Annotated in this window: 16 protein-coding genes; 9 read left to right on the top strand and 7 right to left on the bottom strand. The window is 68.7% G+C overall.

Annotated elements, in window-relative coordinates:
* Positions 1-14: 14 nt before the first annotated feature.
* Complete coding sequence (locus AC1RLW_RS04570) at positions 15-929, bottom strand: sensor histidine kinase (protein WP_369628865.1); 915 nt, start codon at positions 927-929, stop codon at positions 15-17.
* Between the two features lie 91 nt (positions 930-1,020).
* Positions 1,021-1,815 (bottom strand): LuxR C-terminal-related transcriptional regulator, encoded by a 795-nt coding sequence (locus tag AC1RLW_RS04565; RefSeq protein WP_062472928.1) that lies wholly within the window; start codon positions 1,813-1,815, stop codon positions 1,021-1,023.
* A gap of 379 nt (positions 1,816-2,194) precedes the next feature.
* Here AC1RLW_RS04565 and AC1RLW_RS04560 point away from each other — a divergent pair, with 379 nt between their 5' ends.
* The 8 genes from AC1RLW_RS04560 (at position 2,195) to AC1RLW_RS04525 (ending at position 7,907) form a co-directional block, all read left to right on the top strand.
* A complete protein-coding gene (locus AC1RLW_RS04560) occupies positions 2,195-2,887 on the top strand; it encodes a hypothetical protein (protein ID WP_062472930.1) in 693 nt (230 codons plus the stop codon).
* Between the two features lie 78 nt (positions 2,888-2,965).
* Positions 2,966-4,006 (top strand): hypothetical protein, encoded by a 1,041-nt coding sequence (locus tag AC1RLW_RS04555; RefSeq protein WP_447744079.1) that lies wholly within the window; start codon positions 2,966-2,968, stop codon positions 4,004-4,006.
* Between the two features lie 23 nt (positions 4,007-4,029).
* A complete protein-coding gene (locus AC1RLW_RS04550; RefSeq protein WP_062480212.1) occupies positions 4,030-4,368 on the top strand; it encodes a hypothetical protein in 339 nt (112 codons plus the stop codon).
* A gap of 93 nt (positions 4,369-4,461) precedes the next feature.
* Positions 4,462-4,971, top strand: coding sequence for a hypothetical protein (locus tag AC1RLW_RS04545; protein ID WP_095745288.1), 510 nt, complete (start codon positions 4,462-4,464; stop codon positions 4,969-4,971).
* A gap of 56 nt (positions 4,972-5,027) precedes the next feature.
* Positions 5,028-5,390 (top strand): GIY-YIG nuclease family protein, encoded by a 363-nt coding sequence (locus AC1RLW_RS04540; protein ID WP_492726718.1) that lies wholly within the window; start codon positions 5,028-5,030, stop codon positions 5,388-5,390.
* Positions 5,387-5,827, top strand: coding sequence for an AsnC family transcriptional regulator (locus AC1RLW_RS04535; protein WP_493192325.1), 441 nt, complete (start codon positions 5,387-5,389; stop codon positions 5,825-5,827). The genes AC1RLW_RS04540 and AC1RLW_RS04535 overlap by 4 nt, the downstream gene beginning before the upstream one ends.
* A gap of 68 nt (positions 5,828-5,895) precedes the next feature.
* Positions 5,896-6,468 carry a DUF2239 family protein gene (locus AC1RLW_RS04530; protein ID WP_070060635.1) on the top strand — a complete coding sequence of 191 codons (573 nt, stop codon included), beginning with the start codon at positions 5,896-5,898 and terminating at the stop codon, positions 6,466-6,468.
* Entirely contained in the window at positions 6,465-7,907 is a 1,443-nt protein-coding gene (locus AC1RLW_RS04525; RefSeq protein ID WP_493192324.1) for an MATE family efflux transporter, read from the top strand. Before AC1RLW_RS04530 ends, AC1RLW_RS04525 begins: the two co-directional genes overlap by 4 nt.
* Before the next feature lie 18 nt (positions 7,908-7,925).
* On the opposite strand, the gene AC1RLW_RS04520 is transcribed toward AC1RLW_RS04525, so the two are convergent.
* Positions 7,926-8,402, bottom strand: coding sequence for a VOC family protein (locus tag AC1RLW_RS04520; RefSeq protein ID WP_095947618.1), 477 nt, complete (start codon positions 8,400-8,402; stop codon positions 7,926-7,928).
* A 147-nt stretch (positions 8,403-8,549) separates the two neighbouring features.
* Here AC1RLW_RS04520 and AC1RLW_RS04515 point away from each other — a divergent pair, with 147 nt between their 5' ends.
* Entirely contained in the window at positions 8,550-9,884 is a 1,335-nt protein-coding gene (locus tag AC1RLW_RS04515) for a serine hydrolase domain-containing protein (protein WP_493192323.1), read from the top strand.
* A 1-nt stretch (position 9,885) separates the two neighbouring features.
* Here AC1RLW_RS04515 and AC1RLW_RS04510 read toward each other — a convergent pair whose 3' ends face one another.
* The 4 genes from AC1RLW_RS04510 to AC1RLW_RS04495 all read right to left on the bottom strand — a co-directional run bounded on the left by AC1RLW_RS04510 (position 9,886) and on the right by AC1RLW_RS04495 (position 15,647).
* Positions 9,886-12,300, bottom strand: a complete 2,415-nt coding sequence (locus AC1RLW_RS04510; protein WP_493192322.1) for a TonB-dependent siderophore receptor — start codon at positions 12,298-12,300, stop codon at positions 9,886-9,888.
* 103 nt (positions 12,301-12,403) lie between these two features.
* Positions 12,404-13,420 (bottom strand): FecR family protein, encoded by a 1,017-nt coding sequence (locus AC1RLW_RS04505; protein ID WP_493192321.1) that lies wholly within the window; start codon positions 13,418-13,420, stop codon positions 12,404-12,406.
* Positions 13,421-13,489: 69 nt separating this feature from the next.
* The gene (locus AC1RLW_RS04500; protein WP_493192320.1) at positions 13,490-13,999 is read right to left on the bottom strand and encodes an RNA polymerase sigma factor; all 510 of its coding nucleotides are present in this window, start codon (positions 13,997-13,999) and stop codon (positions 13,490-13,492) included.
* A gap of 211 nt (positions 14,000-14,210) precedes the next feature.
* Positions 14,211-15,647, bottom strand: coding sequence for a PAN domain-containing protein (locus AC1RLW_RS04495; RefSeq protein WP_493192319.1), 1,437 nt, complete (start codon positions 15,645-15,647; stop codon positions 14,211-14,213).
* Positions 15,648-15,691 lie beyond the last annotated feature (44 nt).

Genomic DNA, 15,691 nt, shown 5'->3' with positions numbered 1-15,691 from the left:
CCGGCGCGGGATGGTTACAACGTGCTCTCGGCCGGTGCCGCGACCGCCGACTGCGGCAGCACTTCGCCGGGCATCACGAGCCGGATGCGCAGCCCGTGTGGCGCCGCGTCCATGACGGCCAGCTCGCCATGCAGCGCGTCGGCGCGCTCGCGCATGCTGCGCAGGCCCTTGCCGCCCGGTTCGCCGGCCGCCGCATCCAGGCCGCGGCCGTCGTCGAGCACTTCGAGCACCAGGCCGTGCGAGCGTTCGCGCGGGCCGAAGCGCACTTCCACGCGGGTCGCCTGCGAATGGCGCAGCACGTTCGACAAGGCCTCCTGCGCAATGCGGCACAGCTGCATCGCGGCCTCGGGCGACAGCGGCGGCGCCAGCACCACGTCCTGCACGTTCCACACGAGCGTGATGCCGAGCCGGTCGAACGCCGGTTGCAGCCGGTAACGCAAGTGGCCCAGGCGCTCGCCGATGCTGGTGTCGGCCTGGTCGTCGAGGGAGTCGACCGTCATCTGCAGCTCCAGCAGGCAGGCCTGCAGGGCCATCGACAGTTCGCGGGCGTCGGCGGAGCGCGGGTCGTAGCTGGCCATGAGCGCCACCAGCCGCGAACCGACGCCGTCATGCAGGTCGCTGGCGATGCGGCGGCGCTCGGCGAGCACGGCCTGCGCCTGGCGGTAGCGCACGAGGCGGCGCCGCGTGAAATACCAGGTGGCCACGATCATGCAGAGCACGGCGACGTTCACCCCCTGCAGGGCCCAGAAGGCGGCCGGCACCTCGGTACCCAGTGTGGTGATCGCCGAGGTCGCGCGAATCACCTGCCCGACCACCGGCGTCAGGTGCAGCGCGAAGGCGAGCCCCACCCACAGCAGCATCCGCTGGCGCGAGGCACGCGGCCACAGCCAGATCAGGAGCACACACCAGGCGGCGATCGAAAGCCACACGAACTGGTCCTCCAGGAAATACGGCGGGAGCGGGGGCGCGGGCGCGCGCATGGGTGGCTCCGCTGCGAACGCGGCGCGCCCGAAGCGCGCCCTAGAGCAGCCCCCGGTGCGAGGCGAAACTCACGGCCTGCGCGCGGGTATGGGCGTGCAGCTTGCGGTAGATGTTCTTGACGTGCGCGTTAACCGTCTGGGCACTGATGGTGAGCTGCAGCGCGATCTCTTCCGTCACATATCCCGTGGCTACAAGTCGCAACACTTCGCGCTCCCGTGCCGACAGGGTCGCCTTGCTGTCCGGCGGGCGCACCGGGCTCGGATTGGCGCGCTGGTGGTCCAGGTGAACGAGCAGCCGGCGCGCCAGCCGGGGGGTGATGGCAGCGCCGCCATTCACCACCTGCAGCACGGCCTGGGCATAGCTCTGGAACCAGGCGTTCTTCACCAGGTAACCCGAGGCGCCGAGCTCGAAGGCATGCAGCACCTGGGGCTCGTCTTCCAGCGCGGAAATGACGATGATCTCGGCGGCGCTGCGGTGCTTCTTGGCCTCTTCGATGAGCTCGAATCCGCTGCCGTCTCCGAGGCGGATGTCGACCATGAGCACATCGAATTCATGCTGCATCAAGAGGCGCCTTCCCTCGCGCAGGGAGCCGGCCTGGCCTTCGAGCTGGATGCGCAGATCGCCCAGCAGTTCCTGGGCGATGACACGGCGGACAAAGGGGTCGTCGTCGACGAGCAGGACACGAACGGGCTTGGTTTCCTGGCCCGTGAGGTAGTCCGGCCACGGCAGGGTATCCGCCGAGGGAGCCAGCAGCCCACCGAACTGGCCGGGATTGGAGAATTTCCTAGCGCCACCACCGACATCGGTCAATGAAATGTCGAGATCGTTTTCCATTTAAGCCCCCTTGTCACAGATAAAAGTCGCGACTTCGTGAACAAAAGTTAATCGATTTCTACTCTTTTTCCGGCTATCGGTTTTTTTGATTACCTTGGTTTCTTTCGGTTGCAATATTGCCAGATTGTGAACCAAAGTGATAGTTCCCACGAGGGGAACAGGGCCTAGAGCCGGCTCTCTGCCAACGCCCAAAACGCCCTCGGACATTGCTTTCGCCATAGCCTTGCACTACCCAGCCTGAGGCATTTTTCGATCCCTTCCCCCCGCTGAAACTGCATCCCGGTCGCAACGGAATCCATTCAATCCGTGCTCGCTGACCGTCGCTGATGGCCGGATTCCCCGGCGATCGGGTTCGTTTCAACACTATCGAGGAAGCATCATGAAGAAGACTCTTATCGCCATGGCAGTGGTTCTCGTGGCTGGCATCGGGACCGCAACCGGCAGCAGCGTGGCGCTCGCCGTCACCAACACCACGACCGGCTCCTCCAGCTCGGCTGGCTCGGTCGCCGCCAGCTCCGGAACGGGCAGCGCACTGAGCTACAACGCAGCCAGCTCCACCTCGTCGGCCACGGCCAACGCAGCGGGCGGCGCAGCAGGCAACGCCTTCCTGCGCGTCGGCGGCGCCACCGCCAGCGGCTCGGCCACCACGCAAGGACGCGTGACCAGCGTGGCAGCAACGACCGGCAACGGCGTGGCTGCAGGCGGTGCGAATGCACAGGCTAATGCGACCTCGAGCGCCAATGCGAACTACGCCGGCGGCGGCGCCAACCCCGTGAGCGGCTCTGCAGGCGGCGCAGCCGGCTCCACCACCAACAACACCGCAGCCACCGCTGCAGGTCCTGGCGGCGGTCTGGCCGTGGTGACGCGCACCTCGGGCACGACGGCCGGCTTCAGCGCCAATTCGGGCGCGGTCAACGGCATCGTCAACGGCACGACGACCTCGGCCACGTCGGGCTCGACCGGCGGCTCCACGGGCGTCATCAACTTCGCCGTGGGCAACGCAGCGGGCTTCAGCAACGGTGGCGGCACCGCCGGTGGCGCGATCTCCGGCGCAACGGCCAACGCTCCCTGAGCGATCCGGACCATCGGTTGTTGGACCAGAAACGGGGAGGGGCACGCCCCTCCCCTGCTTCCCAAAGGAGTCGAAAAAATGAAAACATTGATTGCCCTGACCTTGCTGGGCCTGTCCGCCGGCGCCTTGGCGCAGACCACGGCGGGTGGCGCCAACAACCAGTCGCAGAGTTCAGCCACCACCAACGCCCAGGGCAACACCCAGGCGGTGAATTTCAATAGCTCCGCCCCCTCGGAAGTCACCTCCCGGGCCACGGTGGACAGCAACAGCACACAGAACATCAACAACACGGGCGCGACGACCAGCACTGTCGACTACCGTGGCAGCTACACCGTCAAGAACGTGCCCTCCGTGAGCGGCCCGAACCTGACGACCAGCAACGACACCTGCATGGGCAGCACCAGCGCCAGCGCCAACGGCGCAGGGGTCGGGCTGAGCTTCGGCACCACCTGGACGGACGAACACTGCAAGCGCCTGAAGATGAGCCGCGAGCTCTGGAACAAGGGCATGAAGGCAGCGTCGCTGGCCATGGACTGCATGGACCCGGCGGCCCAGGCGGCCCTGGAGATGACCGGCTCGAAGTGCCCGCAGTCGATGACCGCCGAAGAGCGCGTGAGCGCGTTCGGACCGCAGGCCTCCTCGGCCGGCGCGCCCGTGGCGGCACGTCCGGCGGCACCGGTGGCACCCGTGGCCGCGGCTCCAGCACCTGCGCCGGCTCCCGTGGCGGTGGCCGTGCCCCAGCCGGTGGCGCCCGTGGCACCTGCGGCGCCTGTCGCGTTGGCGCCGGCCCCGGCACCCGCGCCGGTCGTGGCGGTCCAGCAGCCCGCCGCACCGGCCACGCTGGTCGAGGCGATGCCCATGGCAGCCCCGGCGCAGGAACAGCCGGCGCCGCAACCCGCGCCGGCCGCGACCGCCGTCCCGGTGTCTGCGCCGGAAGTGGCACCGGCCCCCGTGGCCGCAGCGCCTGCCGAGGAAGCCGCGGCACCTGCGGCGGAGCCGGCCCCGGTCATGGCAAGCGCCGTGGCCCCGCAGCCGGACATCCTGGAAGCGCGCATCACGCGCCGCCTGCCGGCTGAACCGGCCGACGAGGTGGCGTCGGCACCGGCCGACGCGCAATGAGGTCGGCTCTGGAGTCCATCACCATGAACACCAGGACCGTTCCTCTCTGGCTGGCCGCCTGTTGCGTGGCGACGGCGTCGGTCGCCGCCACGCCGATCATCCGCATCGAGCGGATGCCCATGGGCAGCGGCCTGCAGAACGCCAGCGGCACGGAAAACGCCGAGCCGGTGGGCGACTACGGCGTCTGGCACGTGCCGCAGTACATGCCGGGGTTCCCGACCTCGGCCACCATCTGGCCGCGCGTCGTGATCATCCAGTGCAACGTCACGCGGTGCAGCGGCTACGAAGTGACGCCCGAACTGGGCCGGGGCGAGTACCTGTTCTTCCGGCCCGCGGAAGACAGCAGCGTCGGCCGCAAATAGAGACAGGCGCGCAGACGCAGCTTTTTCGCACGATGCGCCGCCGGGTCCGCAAGGTCCCGGCGGCGCGCGGCCGTGTGCGTATACCCTTCGCGCATGCACAACCCCCTCGTGCGCGCCTTGCGCGCCCTGTTTCGCGCCGTTGCCACCACGATCCTCGTGCCGGTGCTGCTGTTCGAGGAATGGGGCTGGGCCCCGCTCGCGGCATTGGTCGCGCGGCTTGCACGGCTGCCCTTCTGGGCGCGGCTCGAGAACCTGCTGCGCGCGCTGCCGCCCTGGGGCGCGCTGCTGGCGTTCTTCGTGCCGATGCTGCTGCTCTTTCCGGTGAAGCTGCTGGCGCTGTTCCTGTTCGGCCGCGGCCACGCGTTCAGCGGCATGGCCGTGCTGCTGCTGGCCAAGCTCGCGGGCACGGCCGTGGTCGCGCGGATCTTCCAGCTGGTCGAGGGCTCGCTGATGCGGCTGGCCTGGTTCGCCCGCTGGTACCCGCGCTGGAAAGGCTGGAAAGACCAGGTGCTGACACGGGTGCGCGAAAGCCGCCCCTGGCGGATCGTGCGTGCGGTGCACCGGCGGGTGCTGCGCGGCTGGCACCGGCTGCGCGCCGAGTGAATCTATTTTTACCCGGGTGTATTGTGTTTTATATTTTGCCCGGGTAATATTTGGAGATGAATCCATCTCCCCACACCAGGCGTACCCTGGTCAAGCAATACAAGGACAGCGTGCGCCCCGCCGGCGTCTTCGTCATCCGCAACCTGACGGACGGCCGCGTCTACGTGGCCGGCAGCCTCGACGTCGAAGGCGCCATGAACCGCGCCCGCTTCGAGCTGAACCTGCGCTCGCACCGCAACAAGGCATTGCAGCGCGACTGGGTGGCGTATGGCACGACGCACTTCGGTTTCGAGGTGATCGATCGGGTGAAGGAGCGCGACGACCCCGCCTTCGACCGCGCGGCGGAGCTGGAAAAGCTGCTGGAGCTCTGGCGCGAGGAACTCCAGTGCACCACTGACAAGGGCTACAACACGCCATGAGCACCGACGCACTGGGTTTTTGCCTCGACCTCGGCCGCGCCCACGCCAGCCTGAGCCTGAAACTCAACGAGGACCTGGGCGCCTTCCACGGGCTGGACTACGACGACTTCACCCTGCTCCACCTGTTGCTGCGTGCCGGCAACGACCGCATGCCGATGACCGAGCTCGCGCACACGCTGGGGTTGCCAATGTCGGCGCTCATCCGCAAGATGGTGCTGCTCGAAAAGACCGGCCTGGCCGAGCGCACGACGGGAACAGATGGCGACCCCCGGCGCCATGCGAATATTCGCAGCGGCGGAAAGAAGTTGATGCAAGCCGCCATCACCACCGTCGAAGCGATCTGCGTCGATGCCGTGAAATCGCTGGACCCGCAACGCCTGCCAGACCTGCATGCCGCGCTGCGGGTGCTGTGCGATCACGACACGCCGCACGCCTGAACCGTCCTGCGGGTAGATTACGAACCTCGTTTCGTTCCGCCCGGATCGACAACCCAAAAAGAATTTGCATGTCACCCGACGAACTACCGACCACATTCACTGCGTTTGCCGGCTTCCAGCGCGTCGCCGCCGGCACCAAGGCCCAGGTGCTCACGCAACTGCGCGAGCGCGGCGACGCCGCCACCTGCCTCGTGTTCGACGACCAGACCGGCGAGCAGCTCGATGTCGACCTGCGCGACCCCAAGGCCATCGAGACCTCCGCGCTCGAAGCCGAGAAACACGAAGACGCGCCGCGCGGCGTCGGCCGTCCGCGCCTGGGCGTGGTGGCGCGCGAAGTCACGCTGCTGCCGCGCCACTGGGACTGGCTCGGCCGCCAGCCGGGCGGCGCCTCGGTGGCGCTGCGCAAGCTGGTCGACGACGCACGCCACGTGCACGCCGACCGCGACACGGTGCGCGCCGCGCGCGAAGCCACCTACCGCTTCATGACCGCCATCGCGGGCAACCTGCCCGGCTTCGAGGAAGCCACGCGCGCGTTGTTCGCGGGCGAGCATCAGCGCTTCAGCGACCTCGTGGAACCCTGGCCCACCGACCTGCGCGTGCACCTGCACAAGCTGTCGGCCGGTGGCTGGGGTGCCGCATGAGCGCGGCGCCCGACAGCAGCAGCAGCACCACCTCCACCGGCCCCGGCAACCCGAGCGGATTGCGCGGCGTGCCCGTGGCGCCGGTGGGTGCGCCGCGTCCGCTGTGGAAGGTGTTCCTGTTCTTCCTGGCGCCGATGTTGCTCAGCAACATCCTGCAGTCGCTCTCCGGCACCATCAACAACGTCTACGTCGGGCAGATGCTCGGCGTGAGCGCGCTGGCGGCGGTGTCGAGCTTCTTCCCGGTGATGTTCTTCTTCATCGCCTTCATCATCGGCCTGGGCGCGGGTGCGTCGGTGCTCATCGGCCAGGCCTGGGGCGCGCGCGACGCGGCCAAGGCCAAGGCGGTGGCGGGCACCACGCTCACGGTGGGCCTGCTGCTGGGGCTGGCGATCGCGGTGTTCGGGGGCCTTTTCACCACGCCGATGCTGGCCATGCTGGGCACGCCGCCCGACGTGCTGGCCGACTCCACGCGCTACGCCCGCATCATGCTGATCGCGATGCCCGGCGTGTTCCTGTTCCTGCTGGCCACCGCCATGCTGCGCGGCGTGGGCGACACCATCACGCCGCTGCTGACGCTCTTGATTTCCACGGCCATCGGCCTGGTGGTCACGCCCGCGCTCATCCGCGGCTGGGGCGGGCTGCCGCAACTGGGCGTGGCGGCCGGCGCGTGGGCCTCGGTGCTGTCGTTCGCGGTCGCGACCACGTGGCTGGGCTTCCGGCTGCGCCAGAAGAAGAGCCCGCTTGCGCCCGACGCGGAGTTCGTGCGCTGCCTGCGCATCCAGCCGCAGCTGCTCAAGGCGGTGCTGAAGATCGGCGTGCCCACGGGCGTGCAGATGATCGTGGTGGCGCTGGCCGAAGTGGTGCTGCTGTCGATGGTCAACAGCTACGGCTCCAACGCCACGGCCGCCTACGGCGCGGTGAACCAGGTGGTGGCCTACGTGCAGTTCCCGGCCATCTCGATCGCCATCACCACGTCGATCCTCGGCGCGCAGGCGATCGGCGCGGGCCGCGCCAACCGGCTGGGCGCCATCGTGCAGACCGCGCTGGGCATGAACCTCGTGCTGACGGGCGGGCTGGTGCTGCTGGGCTACCTGTTCTCGCGTCCGCTGATGGGCTTCTTCATCACCAGCGCACCGGTGATCGAGATCGCGCAGAACCTGCTGCACATCATGCTGTGGAGCCTGGTGCTGTTCGGCATGGCCTCGGCGATCTCGGGGATCATGCGCGCCAGCGGTTCGGTGCTGGTGCCGACGCTCATCTCGATCGTCTGCATCCTGGGCGTCGAAGTGCCGGTGGCCTGGCTCATGAGCCGCCATTTCGGCATGGGCCTGGACGGGATCTGGGTCGCCTACCCGGTGACCTTCGGCGCGATGCTGCTGCTGCAGACCGCGTACTACCGCCTGGTGTGGCGCAAGAAGCCGATCGGCCGGCTGGTCTGATCGGTGCCTCGGCGGGGGTCACTCCCCGTCGAAGGCCTTCTTCACCGTGGCGATGTCGAGCTTGATCATCTTCATCATGGCCGCCATCGCGCGGGCCGCCTTGGCCGCGTCCTTGTCCTGGAACATGCGGATCAGCGGCATCGGCGTGACCTGCCACGACACGCCGAAGCGGTCGGTGAGCCAGCCGCACTGCACGGGCTGGCCGCCGCCCTCGAGCAGCTTGTCCCAGTAGTAGTCGACCTCTTCCTGCGTCTCGCAGGTCACGATGAGCGAGATGGCCGGCGTGATCTTGTATTCGGGCCCGCCGTTGAGCACCATGAACGACTGCCCGTCGAGCTCGAAGGTCGCGGTGAGCAGCTTGCCCTTCTTGGCGGGATTCACATCGCCCCAGAGCAGCGTGTCGGTGAGGCGTGACTTCGGAAATATGGCGGTGTAGAAGTTGACCGCATCCTCGCCGTTGCCGTCGAACCAGAGGCAGGGAATGATCTTCTGCATGGAATCTCCTTGGGTTGAATGATGAACTGAAGGGTTCAGTATCAAAGCCGAAGCGGCGCCCTGTCAACCTGCGCCGCGGCTGTCAGTGAGAAGTTCGCAGGCCGGGCCGAGGGCCACAATGGGCCGGTCCTTCGCTTCGGAACTGCCATGTTCGCCCCTTCCAGAACCCGCCTTGGCGCCCAGGCTTTGCTGAGCGCCGCGCTCGCCACCCTGGCGATGTCGGCCGGCGCGGCCGAGGCCACCTACCCCGACGCCGCCGCCAGCGACCCCGCCCGGCTCGGCTGGATGACCGGCTCGCCGCCACCGCCCGACCGCACGCTGCGTTTCGACGACGGCAGCTATTTCCGATTTCCGGCGATGCGTTGGAGCGTGTCGAATTTCCGCCAGCTGATGCCGACCGTGAACGTGTCGCGCGGGCTCGGTGCGCCGTCCGCCCTGCCCCAGGCCTTGCGCAAGGACATCGACACGCTGCGCTTCACGCCGCTCGATGCGAAGACGCCCATGACCTGGGACGCATCGCTGGCCGCCACCTACACCGACGGCATCCTCGTGCTGCACCGCGGACGCGTGGTCTACGAGCGCTACTTCGGCGTGCTGAGAAACGACGGCCAGCACGGCGCCATGTCGGTCACCAAGTCGGTGGTCGGCACGCTGGGCGCGATGCTGGTGGCCGAAGGCACGCTCGATGCCAACAAGCCGGTGGCCCACTACGTGCCCGAGCTGGCGACATCGGCCTTCGGCAACGCCACCGTGCGCCAGGTGCTCGACATGACCACGGGCCTGAAGTTCAGCGAGGACTACGCCGACCCGAAGGCCGAGGTCTGGGCCCATGCGCAGGCAGGCAACCCGCTGCCCAAACCCAAGGACTACACCGGCCCGCGCAGCTACTACGAGTTCCTGCAGACCGTGCAGCCCGAGGGACGGCACGGCGAAGGCTTCGGCTACAAGACCGTCAACTCCGACGTGCTGGGCTGGGTGATCGCGCGCGCCACCGGTCGCACCGTGGCGCAGCTGCTGTCGGAGCGCATCTGGCGCCAGCTGGGCGCCGAGCAGGACGCCTACTTCACCGTCGACTCCATCGGCACGCCCTTCGCGGGCGGCGGCCTGAACACCGGCCTGCGCGACCTCGCGCGCTTCGGCGAGATGCTGCGCAACGACGGCCGCGTGAAAGGCAGGCAGGTCGTGCCCAAGGCCGCCGTCGAAGACATCCGCCGCGGCGGCGACAAGGCCGCCTTCGTCAAGGGCGGCTACCCGCTGCTGCAGGGCTGGAGCTACCGCAACATGTGGTGGGTCACGCACAACGACCACGGCGCCTACATGGCGCGCGGCGTGCACGGCCAGCGCATCTACATCGACCCGAAGGCCGAGATGGTGATCGTGCGCTACGCCTCGCACCCGATCGCGGGCAACGCCGCGAACGACCCGGTGACGCTGCCGGCCTTCGAGGCGCTGGGGCGACACCTGTTGGCACAGCGTCGCTGACCTACCAGCGGTAGGTCGCCGTGGCCGTCGCCGTGCGCGGGTAGCCGTAGTAGCAGTTGCGGTAGCCGCAGTTCGCGAAGTACGTCTTGTTGGTCAGGTTGCGCAGGTTCAGCGCCAGGCTCCAGCGGTCGATGTCGTAGCCGAGCATGGCGTCGAACACCGTCGACGCAGGCACCTTGCTCGGCCACGCGGCCTCGCCGTCGCCGTAGTTCGAGCCTGTGTAGCGCGCGCCCAGGCCCACCTTCACGCCGCCGGCGAAGCGGTAGTCCGCCCACACCGACAGCCGGTGGCGCGGCACGGCCGTGGCCTGCTTGCCGATCTCGCTCGTGTTGCTGCTGGCCGTGACGATGGCCCGCGGCGTGTAGCTGTACGACGCCGTGAGGTTCAGGCGCGAGGCGATCTCGGCCGTGGCCTCGAGCTCCAGCCCGCGCACCGAAATTTCGCCCGTCTGCTTGGGCATGAACTCGCCGTCGTAGCTGATGTAGTTCTTGCGCCGCAGGTCGAAGATGGCGGCGCTGTACATCGCCTTGCTGCCCGTGGGCTGGTAGCGCACGCCGGCCTCGTATTGCTTGCCGCTTTCGGGCTTGAACGGGTCGCCCGACGCCGGGTCGATGGTGGCCGTGGGCGCAAACGACTCCGAGTAGCTCAGGTACGGCGCCCAACCGCTCGGGTGCAGGTAGACCAGGCCGGCCCGGCTGGTGAACTTGTGGTCGCGCATGCGCTGGCGCGAGCCGTCGAGGCGGCTGTCCACGGTGCTGTCGGCGGTGTCGTAGCGCCCGCCCAGCGTCAGCGTCCAACGCTCGCCCCACTTGATCTGGTCTTGCAGGTAGACGCCGGTCTGCGCAAGCCGCGTGACGCCGTCGAAATACGGCGCGGGCCGCTCGATTGGCCCGCCGTACACCGGCGCGTAGATGTTCAGCGGCGAGGCGCTGCCGCCGCTGAAGGTGACCTGGTCGATGCGCGTGCGCTGGTAGTCCAGCCCGACCAGCACCTTGTGCTGCGTCTCGCCCAGGCGGAAATCCGCCTGCAGCTGGTTGTCGAGTGCCAGGGCGCCGATGTTCTCGCGGCTGCCGAACACGCTGCGCGACATCTGCTGGAAGTTGAGCGGGTCGTTCGGCACGTCGGGGTTCAGCGCCATGAAGCCCTTCAGCTGCGTGCCCGTGTAGTCGAGCTTCTGGTGCGCGTAGCGCGCGTTCTGCCGCACCGTGAAGGTGTCGTTGATGCGGTGCTCGAACTGGTAGCCGACCATCTGCTGGTCCTGGTCGAAGCGGTCGAAGCCGGGCTCGCCGACGAAGAGTTTCGAGGGAATGGTGGTGCCGATCGCGGTCGGATCGAGCGAGCCGACCTGCGGCCGTGCGCGCGTGTAGACCCCGCCGCGCGTGCGCGAGAACTGCGACAGCAAGGTGAGCGTGGTGTCGCCAGACGGCTTCCAGGTGAGCGCAGGCGCGATGTACATGCGGTCGTCGGCCTCCTTGCCCGCCGGCAGTTGCGCATCGCGCACGAGGCCGGTGATGCGGTACAGCAGCTTGCCGTCGGCATCGAGCGCGCCCGAGAAATCGCCCGCCACCTGCTTGCGGGCGTGGTCGCCCACCTGCAGCTGCAGCTCGCGCACGGGCTCCGCCGTGGGCCGCTTGCTGACCACGTTCACCACCCCGCCGGGGCCGCTCATGCCGTACAGCACCGACGACGGGCCGCGCAGCAGCTCGATGCGCTCGGCGCCGTAGTTCTCGGTGCGCCACACGCCCCAGGTGCTGTTGTTGCGCAGCGGCAGGCCATCGAGATAGAAGCCCGGCGAATAGGCGTCGAAGCCGCGCAGCGAGATCCAGTCGTAGCGCGAGTCGGCGCCGTAGGTGGTGGTCGACACGCCCGGCGTGTAGCCCAGCGCGTCCTTGAGGTTGGTGGCGCCGATGGCCTCGATGCGGTCGGCCGTGATCACCGAGATCGACTGCGGCGTCTCGATGATCGGCGTGTCGGTCTTGGTGGCGGTGGCGCTGCGTTTGGCGACATAGCCCTGCACCCGGCCCGTGGCGCTTTCCTCGCCGTCGGCCACGACGGTCACCGCCGGCAGCGTGGAGGTGCCGCCCGTGGCGGGCGCGGTCTTGATGACGGCCGCATTGCCTTCCATCGTGGCCGCCAGGCCGCTGCCCGCCAGCAAACGGTCGAGTGCCTGCCGGGCCGTCAGGCTGCCCGAGATGGCGGGCGCGGTCTTGCCCGCGATCAGGCTCTGCTGCACGACCAGCTGGATGCGGGTCTGCCGCGCCCAGTCGTTCAGCGCCTCGGCCAGCGGCTGGGCCGCGATGCGGATCGGCTGGGGCGCGCCCTGCGCCCGGGCCATCAAGGGCGCGTTCGCCAGGGCCAGTGCAACGGCCAGGGCCAGCGGCGCGGGTGTCATCTTTGTTCTCAAGCGCTTCGTCATCGAACGTCTTCCAGGTAGTGAATGCAAATGGTTCCTATCTGGGCTGACGCACGAGCCGGCGGAATCCCCGTAGTGCCGGCGAGAAATTCTTGATTCTTTTGTTTCAGGGGGCTGGCAGGATTTCCGCGACCGTGCCGGTGTCCTTCAGCCGCACCGGCAAGGCGCTGGCCAGGGCGCGCCGCAGCGTGCGCGCGTCCCGCGGGTCGAAGGTGCCGCTCAGTCGCAGGGCCGCCACGGCCGGGTCGTTCACCACCAGGCCGGTGCTGCCGTAACGCTCCAGCTCGGCCAGCGCGCGGGCCAGCGGCGTGTCGACGAAGCTCAGGCGGTGCTCGCGCCAGGGCGCGATGCCGTCGCGCGGCACGGCCGAGACGGCGGAGAACCGGCCCTGCGCATCGCTTTCCACCTGGCGGCCGGCGACGAGGAAGACTTCGCTCGTCGCATCCGGCGCCCGGCGCACCACGCGCACCTTGCCCTCTTCCACCGACACCCGCGTGCCATCGGCGCCCGGCATGCCGGGGGTGTGGCGCACGGCGAAGCGCGTGCCGACCACCCGCACGCGCAGCGGACCGGCCAGCACGTCGAAGGGGCGTTTCGCATCGGACTGCACCGCGAACACCGCCTGCCCGTCGATCAGCGTCACCTCGCGGCGGTCGCGGAACAGGCGCACTTCGAGGCGGGTGGCGGTGTCCAGCCGCAGCCGGGAGCCGTCGGGCAGCGGCGCTTCGAGCTGCTGCCCGCGCCGGGTGGCGAAAGCCTGTTCGAACACGGGCTGGGCCTGCACGTGGTGCCAGCCGAGGTAGCCGGCGCCGACCGCCATGCCGGAGGCTGCCAGGACGAAAGCAGGTTTCAGGAAGCCGCGGCGCGTGGGTGCGGCGGGCGCGCGGCCTTCGAAGCCGCTGCGCCAGCCCGCGACCGTCTCGGGCGCGATCGCGTCGAAGGCGCGCCAGCGCGACTCCCATTCGCGGAACGCCTCGCCATGGCGCGCATCGGCACCGAGCCAGGCCTGGAACGCGCGCTCGTCGGACACGCTCCATTGCGCGCGCTGGCGGCGGACGAACCAGTCCAGCACGTCCTGTCGCAGGCGCAGGGCTTCTTCGGACGGTGGCGACGTGAGGGTCATGACGTGGGGATCGTTCTTATGGGGGTAGACGCACGAGCGTGGTCAAACCCTGTAATGGGGCGTCTCATCTCACTCTGAACCACGGGTCCGCTCCAGGCACGCCCAGCACGCCTCCATCGCGATGCGCAACTGCATCTCGACCGTCCGCACCGAGATGCCCATGCGCGCAGCCACCTCGGCGTACGAGAGCCCGTCGAACTTGTAGAGCACGAAGGCTTCGCGGCAGCGCAGAGGCAGCCGGTCGATGGTCTCGACCATGGCCGCCATGCCCTGGCTGGACGACAGGATGGCGTCGGGCTCGAAGGTGGGCGGGCCGATGCAGTCGTCGGCGTCGGGCGGTGCGTCATCGGGCGCCGCCGTGTCGCCGCCCGCGCGCACGCTGGTGCGGCGGTGGTGGTCGGTGACGAGGTTGCGGGCCGTGCGGTACAGCAGCGCGCGTGGGTCGCGCACCACGCTGCCCGTGCGCTGCGCCTCGTACACCCGCACGTAGCTCTCCTGCGCCAGGTCGGCCGCGGTGGCGCGGTCGGGTACCTTGCGGGACAGAAAGCTCAGCAGCTCGCGGTAATAGCGTTCGAACACGGGCGCACCACAGCCGGAAAGGGTTGGTCGAAGTCCAGGGGCAGGTTGGCTTCGACACGGCGTGGCTACCTGAGAGATTCAGAACAAAAGAAAACGCGAGATTATGTGCGGGTTCAACCCGCCGATCGCCGAAGGGTAGGCATTTCGCCTGCCGCGCACGGCATGCGCGCGGGCTACCCTCCCCTTCGGCTCCGCCCGGACTCGCCTGCCCTCAGTTCCCGCACGCCGGGTGCTTCTGCCCTTCGGTGGTGTTCGGCAGGCCCAGGAAGTCCAGGATGTGCGGCGTCGTGCCGTCCACCTGCGTCAATGCGGTACCCCCGAGGCTGCCCACGCAGTAGCTGGGCTTGAGCGGGTTCTGGTGGTTGTTGTTCAGGATCAGCAGCGTGCTGCGTTCGGCCGCCGTCTGTCCGCCGTGGCCACTGCCGGTGCCGCCGTGGTCGGAGGTGACGACGATCAGCCATTCCTCGTTCGCGTAGTTCGGCCGCGACGTGAGCGCCGTGAGCACCTGCTGGATCTGCTGGTCTTCGCCGGCGATCTTGCCTTGGTAGAACGCGTTGAGCGGGTCGTAGCTCGGCGCGTGGACGTCGACGTTGTGCAGGTAGTAGAAGATCGCCGTCGGCGGGTGCTTCCAGCTCAGCCAGCCTTTCACCGCATCGGTGGCCTGCTGCGAGTTCTTGGCCGCGTTGGCGACCACGAAATCGGCCAGCGCCGGGCGCAGGTTGTGGGTGATGTTGAACCAGTCGCCCACCACCGCGGTCGTGGCCGTCGGCCAGGCCGCCTTGATCTGGTCGAACACGTGCGTCTTCTTCAGCGGCAAGGTGGTGGTGTTCGAGGTCACGCCGTGCTTGTCGGCCCAGAAGCCGGTGAACACCGACGACCAGCCGGGCCCGCTCACGGTCGCCTGCTTGGTGCCGCCCGCCAGCACGTTGCCGTGGAAGGCGCCGCCGGCGACCAGCGCCGACATCGCCGGCGTCTGCACGCAGCCCGCGCACTGGATGGCGTCGCCGCGCAGGCCGTCGATGCCGATCAAGAGGATGTGCTTGTTGCCGGGCACGGGGTTGGGAACGCCCTCGCCCGCGATCAGCGAGTAATGGTCGTAGGGGTTGCCGACGTAGTCGGTCTTCAGGCCGCCCACGTCGCCGGCGCGTTTGTCGCTCAGGTCGCAGCGCTGGTTGGTCTTGTGGTAGTCGAAGGACTTGCACCACGACGAGCGGCTCGCGTCGGTGCAGGCGTTGGCGCAGTCGGCGGGCGTCACGGCCTGCAGGGCCTCGGTGTTGTAGCCGCTGATGGCTGCGTTGGGTGTGCGCGCGAAAGGTTTCAGCGGATCGGGCTTGAGGCTGTAGTGGTCATACGGGTTGCCGGGGTAGTCAGTCTTCAGCCCGCCCACGTCGGCGGCGCGCTTGTCGCTCAGGTCGCAGCTCTGGGCGGTCTTGTTGTAGTCGAACGAGACGCACCAGGCGCCGCGTGGCGCGCCCAGGCAGGCCGACGCGCACATCTCGGGCGTCGACTGCGTCAGGTTCTCGATGTTGTTGCCGGAGATGGCGGCGTTCGGCGTGGCCGCGAAAGCGTCCAGCGAGGCAGCGCTTGCATGTCCTGCCAGCGCTGCGAACAGCAGGCCCGCCAGGGATGCACGGATCGATGACTTCATGAGGTCTCCTCATCACAGGGTCGTGGGGTGATTCCCGGGCACCG

The organism is Variovorax sp. GW822-FHT04A09 (genome assembly GCF_058801005.1).
This window is presented reverse-complemented; position numbering and strand designations above follow the sequence as displayed.